At 54.7% G+C, this 267-nt stretch carries 1 protein-coding gene; it reads right to left on the reverse strand.

All coding sequences use genetic code 11. The features are described from left to right. Positions 1-214 (reverse strand): hypothetical protein (locus AC1RPV_RS07915; protein WP_481764222.1); only part of this gene is annotated, 214 nt, incomplete at its 3' end. Positions 215-267: the final 53 nt, after the last annotated feature.

Below are 267 nucleotides of genomic sequence, written 5' to 3' on the forward strand. Positions count from 1 at the left end.
CAAAAACCTTTCCGCGATGAGGCTCGTCTCCATTGAGCACAGCCAAAATCTTTGCCTGCGGGACCTCGACTATAGCATCCTTTTGGGGCAGATGGCCATCTTTTTCGATCTTGCCAGAAGCGATACCTTTGCTGATACCGCTGACCTTGAAAAACACGGGACGCCGGGCACCGTCTGGCTGCCCAATGGCGTAATCACCGACTTCAACTTTCATGCACCGCTCCTAAAACGAAAAACCCGGCACGGGGCCGGGTGTTGCGGTATGGC

The organism is Dellaglioa sp. CoH-55-MRSF-9 (assembly GCF_056782155.1).